The sequence below is a fragment of the Paenibacillus agaridevorans genome, assembly GCF_003112455.1.
GTDB classification, from domain to species: domain Bacteria; phylum Bacillota; class Bacilli; order Paenibacillales; family Paenibacillaceae; genus Pristimantibacillus; species Pristimantibacillus agaridevorans.
This window is the reverse complement of sequence record NZ_BDQX01000458.1, coordinates 269,030-279,655: the sequence shown is the minus strand read 5'-3', so window position 1 is coordinate 279,655 and position 10,626 is coordinate 269,030. Positions and strand designations below refer to the sequence as shown.

At 51.9% G+C, this 10,626-nt stretch carries 9 protein-coding genes and 1 other RNA gene; 9 read left to right on the top strand and 1 reads right to left on the bottom strand.

All coding sequences use genetic code 11. From position 1 onward, the window contains the following. The 9 genes from PAT3040_RS35060 to rnpB form a co-directional block, all read left to right on the top strand. Window positions 1-389: DALR anticodon-binding domain-containing protein (locus PAT3040_RS35060; RefSeq protein WP_258235304.1), on the top strand; the 389-nt coding region annotated here is incomplete at its 5' end. 269 nt (window positions 390-658) lie between these two features. Next, the gene (locus PAT3040_RS35055) at window positions 659-1,492 is read left to right on the top strand and encodes a pyruvate, water dikinase regulatory protein (RefSeq protein WP_108996260.1); all 834 of its coding nucleotides are present in this window, start codon (window positions 659-661) and stop codon (window positions 1,490-1,492) included. Then, window positions 1,489-1,968 carry a YaiI/YqxD family protein gene (locus tag PAT3040_RS35050; RefSeq protein ID WP_108996259.1) on the top strand — a complete coding sequence of 160 codons (480 nt, stop codon included), beginning with the start codon at window positions 1,489-1,491 and terminating at the stop codon, window positions 1,966-1,968. The genes PAT3040_RS35055 and PAT3040_RS35050 overlap by 4 nt, the downstream gene beginning before the upstream one ends. 70 nt (window positions 1,969-2,038) lie before the next feature. Further along, the gene (gene dnaG / locus PAT3040_RS35045) at window positions 2,039-3,868 is read left to right on the top strand and encodes a DNA primase (RefSeq protein WP_087567137.1); all 1,830 of its coding nucleotides are present in this window, start codon (window positions 2,039-2,041) and stop codon (window positions 3,866-3,868) included. 35 nt (window positions 3,869-3,903) lie between these two features. Continuing rightward, entirely contained in the window at window positions 3,904-5,034 is a 1,131-nt protein-coding gene (rpoD, locus tag PAT3040_RS35040) for an RNA polymerase sigma factor RpoD (RefSeq protein ID WP_087567136.1), read from the top strand. Window positions 5,035-5,305: 271 nt separating this feature from the next. Continuing rightward, entirely contained in the window at window positions 5,306-6,160 is an 855-nt protein-coding gene (locus tag PAT3040_RS35035) for a hypothetical protein (RefSeq protein ID WP_087567135.1), read from the top strand. Next, the gene (locus tag PAT3040_RS35030) at window positions 6,160-6,948 is read left to right on the top strand and encodes a tRNA (adenine(22)-N(1))-methyltransferase (RefSeq protein ID WP_108996258.1); all 789 of its coding nucleotides are present in this window, start codon (window positions 6,160-6,162) and stop codon (window positions 6,946-6,948) included. The genes PAT3040_RS35035 and PAT3040_RS35030 overlap by 1 nt, the downstream gene beginning before the upstream one ends. Next, window positions 6,915-8,036, top strand: a complete 1,122-nt coding sequence (locus tag PAT3040_RS35025; protein WP_108996257.1) for a Nif3-like dinuclear metal center hexameric protein — start codon at window positions 6,915-6,917, stop codon at window positions 8,034-8,036. The genes PAT3040_RS35030 and PAT3040_RS35025 overlap by 34 nt, the downstream gene beginning before the upstream one ends. Before the next feature lie 99 nt (window positions 8,037-8,135). After that, an RNA gene (gene rnpB / locus PAT3040_RS35020) (RNase P RNA component class A) lies at window positions 8,136-8,540 on the top strand. A gap of 114 nt (window positions 8,541-8,654) precedes the next feature. Here rnpB and PAT3040_RS35015 read toward each other — a convergent pair. Further along, window positions 8,655-10,499 carry a S8 family peptidase gene (locus PAT3040_RS35015; RefSeq protein WP_108996256.1) on the bottom strand — a complete coding sequence of 615 codons (1,845 nt, stop codon included), beginning with the start codon at window positions 10,497-10,499 and terminating at the stop codon, window positions 8,655-8,657. Between the last annotated feature and the right edge of the window lie 127 nt (window positions 10,500-10,626).

Below are 10,626 nucleotides of genomic sequence, written 5' to 3'. Positions count from 1 at the left end.
GCCGGGCGGCGGCCGTTCAGCCGCTGGCGACGGCCACCGACAAATCGGAGTTCAAGAGCGTCGTGGAAGCCTTCAATCGCGTGGGCAACCTGGCCGGCAAGTCGGAGAGCAGCGAGTTCGATGCCGCACTGTTCAGCGAAGCAACAGAGACAAAGCTGTATGAAGCGTGGATTTCGGCGCGCCCCGAAGTACTATCCGCCGTGGAGCGCAATGACATTGCGGATGCTCTTCGGAAGTTGTCTGCTTTGCGCCCGGCCATCGTCGATTATTTCGACAACGTTATGGTTATGGACAAAGACGACAAGGTACGCGTCAATCGGCTGGCAACACTGTCCGCCATTGCGCGGGACATCGCGCTTGTCGCCGATTTTTCCAAGTTGGTATGGTAAGGCGAAAGTCCGAGAACCTCACGTACTAGAAGGAGTTGTTCAAAAAGTCCAATTCCCATTACGAAGTATGCCAAGAAGCTTACTCGACATCGAATATTGATTGCAACCGAACCTAAGCATATGCTTACGAAGTATGTTTCCTTCGGAAACATTGCAGGTGCTCACGTAGCTCTGCTACGCTCCGCTCCTTAGTTTCTAGTTGCCTTCAATCTTCTCAGTACTGAGAACCGAACTTTTTGAACACGTACTAGAAAAGGAGGTGCAAGCTCATGGTGACTGGAGTCAAGTCCGAAGTGATCGTTTATGTCGTATCCGATGCGGCAGGCGATACAGGTGAATTGGTCGTACGGGCGGCGATCGCCCAGTTTCATCCTATTCAGGCCGAAATTCGAAGATCGCCATTCGTGACGGAGCCTGCCGCGCTGGAGAGAATTGTTCAGCAAGCAAAACTGTCGCAAGCGATTCTGTTATACACCCTCGTTATCCCGCATCTGCGCGATTCCATGAGAAAGCTAACAGAAGAGAACGGCGTTGCGGCCATTGATTTGCTGGGACCTTTTATTGAGACGCTGGAGCAGCGCACCGGCCGGAAGTCAAGACAAGAACCGGGACTTAACCACGTGCTCGATGCGGATTACTTCCGTAAAGTAGAGGCGGTTGAATTCGCGGTCAAATATGATGATGCTCGTGATACATCAGGCGTAACAAAGGCCGATATTGTCCTCGTCGGCGTGTCTCGCACATCAAAGACGCCGCTGTCCATGTACCTTGCCCATCAAAAGTACAAGGTGGCGAACGTTCCGCTCGTGCCGGAGCTGAAGCCGCCGGAGGAGCTGTTCAAGCTTCCCAAGAGGAAGGTGATCGGGTTAACGATCGACACCTCCTATCTGAACGTGATTCGAAAGGAACGGCTAAAGGCGCTGGGTCTTCCCAATACGGCGGCGTACGCTACGACGGACCGGATCGAGAAGGAACTGAGGTATGCGGAAGATATTATGAGCAAGCTTGGCTGCGTCGTCATCGATGTCTCGCATCGCGCTGTTGAAGAAACGGCGAGTCTGATCATGGAATACGTTCGAGGGCAGAATGGTGACCGTTCATGACACCTGGTACGGTGCCAGGATTCTCTATCGTTGTTGATGCGGATTCTTGTCCGGTCAAGCACGAGATCGTCGAGACGGCACTGCGGCATGGCGTGCCCGTGTTGATGGTCGCATCGCATGACCATCGACTGGAAGCTCTGCCCGGCGTGGAGAATGTTCAAGTGGATCGCAGCGATCAATCCGTCGATCTGTACATTTTGAACCGTATCAAGCGAGGCGATATTGTCGTAACGGGGGACTTTGGCCTCGCTTGCGTCGCGATCGGCAAAGGAACCGTCGTCCTATCGCCCAGAGGCGAGCAATACACGGACGCCAACATCGATTATTTGATGGAGCGAAGGCATGAAGGCGCCAGAAGGAGGCGCGCTGGAGGGCGAACCAAGGGTCCAAAAGCAATGACAGGCGATGACCGAAAAACTTTTCAACAAAAGCTGACAAAAGTTTTGATTGGCATGCAGGAGATACATGACATATAGCGAATAATATTAGAAATCTAAGTTTGCCGTGCGCGGGTCGTCCGCAATCTTAGAATGTAGGTGATGAACGATGACAAGCGGTAAAATACCGGAAGAAGTGATTGACGCAGTTCGAAAGCGTCATGACATCGTCGAAACGGTCGGGAAATACGTTCATCTCACGAAGCAAGGCAAATATATGAAGGGGCTTTGTCCGTTTCATTCCGAGAAGACACCTTCGTTTACGGTTACTCCGGAGCTTCAGATCTTCCATTGTTATGGCTGCGGTAAGAGCGGCAACGTGATTCGATTTGTCGAAGAGATGGAAGGCTACAGTTTCCCGGAGGCCGTGAAGGTGCTTGCGGAGGAAGCGGGCATGCCTATTACGTGGCAGGAGAACGGAAGCGGCAGAGCCGCCCCGAATCCCGAACGCGAAGGTCTTGTAGAAGCACATGAGTTATCCATCAAGTTTTATCATTATTTACTGAACAACACGAAGCAGGGTGACAAGGCCAAACGTTACTTGCGGGAACGCGGATTAAGCGATAAGCTGATCGATCACTTCATGATCGGCTTCGCACCGGACGAATGGGATGTACTGACACGGTTCCTCACCGGCCGAGGGTACGAGCCTGCATTACTCGAGAAGGGCGGGCTGTTGTCCGCCAAGCAAGATGGCAGCGGCTACGTAGACCGGTTCCGGGGACGGATTATGTTCCCTTTATGGGATGCGGGCGGCAAGGCGTCGGCTTTCGCTGCACGAATCATCGACGAGGGTCAGCCCAAGTATCTCAATTCGCCGGAAACGATGTTGTTCACAAAGAGCAGAACGTTGTATAACCTGCATCACGCGAAGGCTGCGATACGCAAGAGCAAGCAGGTTGTTTTGTTCGAAGGTTATATGGACGTCATCAAAGCCTGGCATGCCGGCGTCAAAAACGGCGTAGCGACAATGGGCACGGCGCTTACGGAGGAACACGGCTCTATCCTTCGCCGGCATGCGGAAGAAGTGTTGGTCTGCTACGACGGAGACGACGCCGGACAAGCAGCAGCCAGCAAGTCGATCCCTCTGCTGGAAAGCGCCGGTCTCAAGGTGATGATTGCCATGCTGCCGAAGGGCAAGGACCCCGACGATTATATAAGTGAATACGGTCCGGACTCGTTTATGCGGGACGTGGTGGACAGTCCGGTATCCGTTACAAAATTTAAGCTTATATATTCAAGGAAAAACCATATACTGCTAAAAGAAGAAGGCCGAAAAAACTATCTGATGGAAGCAGTAGAAATTGTGGCAGGAGTGGAATCCTCTACGGAGAGGGAAGTGTATCTAAAGGAGTTGTCCCGCGAATTCGATATTTCGCTCGACGCGCTGAAGCAGGATTGTAACGTAATCCGCGTCGAAGCGCAAAAAAAGAAGCCGCAAGGGGATAATAACGACAATTCGTGGAATAATGGTAGAAATGAAAAGCGCCGTACGCCGGGGAGAACTCCAATATTGCCGGCTTACGCGAATGCGGAACGAAGATTGCTGCATGCCATGATTCGTGATCGCGATATTGCCGAGTCCGTGCATGAACGGATTGGCGATTCGTTTAACGTTGAGGATCATGCAGCGCTTGCTGCTTATTTATACGCCTATTACGCACAAGGGTATGAACCGGACGCCGCTCGGTTCATCTCGACGCTGCATGATAAGCGTCTGGAAGAGACAGCGACGGCCATTATGCTTCTTGATGATCATTCTCCAATAGACGATGCCATTATGGACGATTATGTCGGCAAGATCCTTAGAGAACCCCATATCCGGGATATCGAGCGGAAGAAAGAAGAGATGGTGCGTGCCGAACGTGCCGGCGACGCCTTATTGGCGGCGCAATTAGGACTTGAGATTATAACCCTAGAGAGACAGCTGAAAAGTTAACTTCATGATGCTTCTAGGGAGGAGGGAGTCGGATTATGGCGAACGATCAACATACTGAATTGGATACCGAACAGAAGCTGGATCAGGTCAAGGACAGTCTGATTGAACAAGGGAAGAAGAGATCCTCCTTAACCTACAAAGAAATTATGGAGAAACTATCCCCCTTTGATCAGGATCCGGAGCAAATCGATGAATTCTTCGAGCAGCTCGACGACTTGGGAATCGAGGTGCTTAACGAGAACGACGATGTGCATCCGCTAGGCGCTCAAAACGAAGAACAGGAGCGCGAAGGAGACGACTTCAACTTCGACGATGATCTGGCGCTGCCTCCGGGCATCAAAATTAATGATCCCGTCAGAATGTATCTGAAGGAGATCGGACGAGTACCGCTATTGTCGGCGGATGACGAGATCGAACTTGCGATTCGGATCGAAAACGGCGATGAAGAAGCAAAACGCCGACTCGCCGAGGCGAATCTTCGACTCGTGGTCAGCATAGCGAAGCGGTATGTCGGACGCGGGATGTTATTCCTCGACTTGATTCAGGAAGGGAATATGGGTCTCATTAAAGCGGTCGAGAAGTTCGATCATCAGAAGGGATTCAAATTCAGTACGTATGCTACATGGTGGATTCGTCAGGCGATTACCCGCGCTATTGCGGATCAGGCGCGTACCATTCGTATTCCCGTTCATATGGTGGAGACGATTAACAAGCTGATTAGGGTTTCCCGTCAACTGCTTCAGGAATTGGGGCGCGAACCTTCGCCGGAAGAAATTGCGGTGGAGATGGAGCTTAGCACCGAGAAGGTGCGCGAGATTATGAAGATTGCTCAGGAGCCCGTATCGTTAGAAACGCCTATCGGCGAAGAGGATGATTCGCATCTGGGCGACTTTATCGAAGATCAGGAAGCGCTGGCGCCGGCCGATGCAGCAGCCTATGAGCTGCTTAAGGAGCAGCTGGAAGATGTTCTTGATACGCTGACTGAGCGCGAAGAGAACGTATTGCGGCTTCGCTTCGGTCTGGATGACGGCCGAACGAGAACGCTTGAGGAAGTCGGCAAGGTGTTCGGCGTTACGCGCGAACGGATCAGGCAGATCGAGGCCAAAGCTCTTCGCAAGCTTCGTCACCCGAGCCGTAGCAAACGTCTAAAGGATTTCCTTGAATAACGGATGAAATGATGACCTTTCTGCTATTGCAGCGAGGTCTTTTTTCAACGTATCGACTTATAGAGGTTGTTCAAAAAGTCCGCTTTTGATCACGAAGTATGTCAAGAAGCTTACTCGACATCGAATCTTGAATTCAGGCGAAACTTCCGGTGCTCACGTAGCTTCCACTACGCTCCGCTCCTCAGTTTCTACCTTTTTTCAATCTTCTCGGTGCTGAAAACCGAACTTTTTGAACACGCACTTATATTCGCCGAGAGGACGAGCCGACGTTATGAATGATGAACGCAAAGTAACGATCGTAAGAGAAATCGAACATTGGAGAAGGAGCAAGCTGCTGCCTGATCAATATTGCGACTTCCTGCTGAATTTATACGCGGATCCCGATGATGATGGCAAAAGCTCACGGTCTGGCAGTTCTGCATCTGCAGCCCCCGTTATTGGCAAAGCAATCGCGGCTGTTCAGAATGCAACAGGTAAACAATGGCTCCTTACTTTTGGGACTTTTACCTTAATTTCGTTTGTTGTGCTTTATTTTAGCCGTTTTCATCCTGCATTGCAAATCGCGGTGGTCCTCATCGGTTTAGCCGCTTTTCTCAGAAGCGGATACAGACTTCGCAGCCGCAACGAAGCTGCTGCGCTGACCTTCACGAGCATTGGAATGCTTATCTTGCTCGGCGGCGGTTTGTACATACTTGAGCTTCACGGCATCGCGGACTGGACCAATCGCGTCTTGATCGTGACCGGCTGTGCGTTGTTTTGGATCGTCTACGGAATAAAGGCCAAGATTCATTCCTTGCATTTAAGCGGCTGGCTTGTCATGCTCATGTTGTACGGATGGGTTTTGTCGCGTTACACATCAACGACGTTATGGTTCGAGATTCAGCTCTTCTGGCTGCCGCTGTCTATTTTGTTCGGTTGGAGCAGCTGGTTTTTCCACCGTTGGACGAAGCCGGTGTCCGCCGTATTATTCGTGACTTGCGCGCTGGCCTGGTTCATGCCGGAATTGTATACGGCTGTCATTTTGGAATACACCGTATGGCTGCAATTGCAGCTGTTGATCAAAATCGCGGTAGGCGGGGGATTGCTCTTTGCCTTGCGCAAGCAATGGATGGTGTGGGTAGCATAATGATTAAATTATCGAAACGTCTGCAGACAATTGCTGATTATGTGAAACGCGGAGCACGCGTAGCCGACATTGGATCCGATCATGCGTTGCTGCCGACTTATCTCGTGCAGAGCGGCGTTTGTCCATCGGCAATCGCAGGCGAATTAAATGCGGGGCCGTTCCGTGCGGCGAAAAAACAAGTGGCCGACGCGGGATTGCAAGCCCTTATCACGGTTAGACAAGGGAACGGACTCGCTGTAGTCATGCCTGGCGAGACGGATACGGTCACGATTGCAGGCATGGGCGGAAATCTCATGAGCACGATTCTGGAAGAAGGGTATGCAGCGGGCAAGCTCGATGGGGTAACGGAGCTTGTGCTTCAACCCAATGTGGGGGAAGACGATGTTCGTATCTGGCTTTTGGAGAAGGGCTGGTATTTAAGCCACGAATCCATCCTGGAGGAAGACGGCAAAATATATGAGGTGCTGCATGCTGTGTCTCGCGATGTGCAGCCTTCAGCCTCCAGCAACGAAACTTTGTATGAAGGGTCTTTCTTGAAGCTTCCTTATGACAAAGAAGTGCTACATCGCGTATTGCTGCGAATGGGGCCTCACTTGCTTCGTCAGGGAAGTCCGGTATTAACTGCCAAGTGGAGATCCGAGATCGGCAAGCTGGAGCGGATTATCGCGCAAATGTCAGCCTCCGAAGGAACGGAATCGACGCTAAAAGCCGAGCAATTCCGCAAAGAAATCAGTATCATCGAGGAGGTGCTTCAATGTTTGCGAACGGAAATACCGTCGTCCAATTAATGGAGCGGCTCGCTCCTAAATATTATGCGGTAGAGAATGATAAAATTGGTCTTCAATTAGGTACGTTGAACAAGCCGATCAGCACGGTCATAGTTGCTCTGGACGTGACGGAACAGGTGGTCGACGAGGCTATTCGAGCAGAAGCGGATCTGATCATCGCACATCATGCCATCATTTACAGACCCCTTGCGAAACTGGATACGTCAACGCCTGCCGGCAAGCTGTACGAGAAACTCATCAAACACGATATTGCCGTCTACATTTCTCATACCAACCTTGATGTCGCGGATGGAGGCATTAACGATTGGCTGGCCGATCAAGCGGGAATATTGGCGGAAGGACGTCAAAGTCTGGATGAAGTGCACACGGACCAACTGTATAAGCTGGCCGTCTATGTGCCGGAGACTCATCACGAAACCGTATTAAACGCCATTTTGCACGCAGGAGCGGGTCATATCGGCGATTACAGCCACTGCAGCTTCAATACGAAGGGCGTTGGCACGTTTATGCCTGGAGAGGGCACTTCTCCCCATATAGGCGCGCAAGGCAAGCTGGAGCGCGTGGACGAAGTGCGGATCGAAACAATCGTGCCGCAGACCATCCAGCGCAAAGTAGTCGCCGCCATGCTCAAAGCGCATCCGTACGAAGAGGTAGCGTATGATCTGTATCGCATCGAACTAAAGGGCCGTTCTTTCGGCCTGGGTCGTGCGGGCAAGCTGGCGCAGCCTGCGACGCTTGGCGAGCTTGCGGCCAAACTTAAACAGGCGTTTGATGTTCCCATGCTTAGAGTCGTGGGAGATCTCGATACGCCTATTCGCAAGGCTGCAGTTCTGGGAGGCTCCGGTGGTCGTTACGTGCGTCATGCAAAGTTTGCCGGCGCCGACGTGCTCATTACAGGCGATATCGATTACCATACGGCCCATGACGCGGTTGCAGACGGAATGACGATCATCGACGCCGGCCATAACATCGAGAAAGTGATGAAAGCAAAGCTGGCGGAATGGTTATCCAGAGAGCTTGCGGAAGCAAAATACGCAACGAAGGTCATCCCTTCGGTTATTCATACGGAACCCTTTACTTTCATTTGAGAGGGACAATTTGCTTGAAGTGGCAGGAAAGACCGGTTTAGGCAGCAAATCGAGGGTTGAGCTTTCGGGAGAAACCTTGTATACTAAGTTCTGCGTCGGAAAGTTTGACAGACAATCGCTGGCGGCCTTGTTGCCGCGAGAGGAAAGTCCGGGCTCCACAGGGCAGGATGCTGGATAACGTCCAGTCAGCGCGAGCTGAAGGATAGTGCCACAGAAATGGACCGCCGATGGCCGGCTTTGGCCGGATCAGGCAAGGATGGAACCGTGGTGTAAGAGACCACGAGGAGCGCAGGTGACTACGTTCCTGGTAAACCCCATCTGGAGCAAGACCGAGAGGACGCGGCAGCTTTGCGCTGCAGCCTTAGCCCGAGGCGCGTCCGGGTTGGTTGCTGGAGCCGTGCAGCAATGTACGGCCTAGATAGATGATTGTCGCTTCATAGTGGGAGGGTCGTTCCCGTTTGCACCACCAGAAGTACAGAACCCGGCTTACGGCAAACTTTCCGCAACGAACAACGAATTATGCGTTTTATGTAAGCAAAGCAATAGCGCAAGTCCCGAGGTTCGACAGAACCAAGCGACTTGCGCTTTTTGGTTTTTTTTTATATTTGTTAATCGATGTTAAGAGCCGATTTGCTCGAGACGGCGTTTGACCTTTTGCGGGAAGGTCTGCAGCGCACCGCCATAGCTCGTAGCCGCATGCAGCGCCTTGTCGAGATCAATCTCTCCATAGCCAAAATAATTATCCTTGCCTTCCGCGCCTAGATCCTTTGCCGATACCCGCATAATTTCCATAACCTCCTCATTGCTGAGGTCCGGGTTTACGGAGCGGATGAGCCCGGCAAGGGCAGCCACATGCGGGCTGGCCATGGAAGTTCCGGACAATGCGGCGTATTGGCTGCCGGGATAGGTGCTGGCGATGCTGTCTCCCGGCGCCGCGACGTCGATATAATCCCCATAGTTGGAGAATGAAGCTTTTCCCTTATTATTATCGGTTGCCGCTACCGCGAAAACTTCCGGATAGGCGGCCGGATAGCCGGGACGTTCCGTATTGTCGTTGCCGCTGGCTGCGATTAAAACGACATCGCGTTCGTACGCGTATTTGATGGCGTCGTGGAGGAAGTCGGCCTGCGCGTAATTGCCCAGACTCATATTGATGACTTTGGCGCCATTGTCGACCGCCCAAATAATTCCTTGCGCAACCGAATAGGTAGAACCTGCGCCGCTGCTGTCTAATACTTTGACAGGCATGATCTTGTTGTACCAGGATACGCCCGCCACGCCTTCGCCGTTATTGACGGAAGCGCCGATAATGCCAGCTACATGCGTGCCATGACCTACATCATCGTCCGGATCCGAGCCGGTGTTAACGATGTTGGTTCCTTTGATCAGCTTGTCCTTCAGATCGGGATGATTACTCTGAACGCCTGTATCCAATACGGCAATGATGACCCCTTCGTCGCCCTTGGATACGGTCCAGCCATGTTCCGCTTGAATAGAAGGGAGATTCCACTGGTATTGCGAATACAGCGTGTCGTTCGGCACAATGGTTGCCTCTGTCGTTTCGTTCGTCAGGTACAGGTAATGGGGTTCCGTATATTCCGGCTTCCAATTGGCTTTAAAATATTGCATAAGCCCTTCGGTTTCCAGCGTTTTGGATCGGAACACATACGTATCGCCGATCTGCTGGATGGATTCCGCATTTACATCCCGCTTGATCTTTTCCATATCGGCTTCACCCGGCCGGCTGGCGAAATGAACGACAACATCACGAACGTGATAGTGACTGGCGTTGCCATTATCCTCGCCATTTCTGACAGTAATGTCCCTGGTGGAATTAGGCGCCACAGATTCAATCCGATAGTTGCCTTCGGCCGGATAAGGGATAAGCCGCAAATTCCGTTTCTGATGCTGCTCGACTTGTTTCACTATATCGTGTTTAATAACGCCGAGCATGCCGGCGCCTTTATGGTTGGCGTCCGGTACGCCGATGACGACATAGCGGCTGCCGCTAGCAGCGGTAAAAGGCTTGGATTCATAACCTGTGCCGTTGCGCAGCTTATCTTCCGCTTCCTTCAAATAAGCTTTGGCAGTGCCGTTCTTGTCGGATGGAATAGATCCGCGGTGTATGGTCTTTCCTGTTGTCCGCCAGTTCACGTAGCTGAAATGCGAGTGCTCCTTCATTAAGGATTGAATGCGATCAGAAGCGGATTTGGCGGATTGACCGCTGGCCATAAGAACTTGTCTGAAGTCCTTGGCGGATTCCGACGTCATAAGTAACGCAGTACCATCCATGTCATGCTGTAATTCGGCAAGCTTGAGCTTGTGTTCCTTCGTCGCGGAGAACGGAATCGACTTTGGCGTTTCGCGAGTCGTTCCGTTGCGGGGAGAGAAGAACGGCGTTGCAGGTATAAGCAGTGCGGCTACAGCAAGAATGGTGAAAGCGGCGATCCAAGATTTTCGCATGAAAGTGCCTCCGTGTCATTAGGATAATCCATATAGGGTCATCTTAGCTTTGACCGACGTGGGGAAAATATGCGGACAAAAGCAATCGCCAGTACCGTTTCCATGGAATTTGTGGTACGATGTTGAT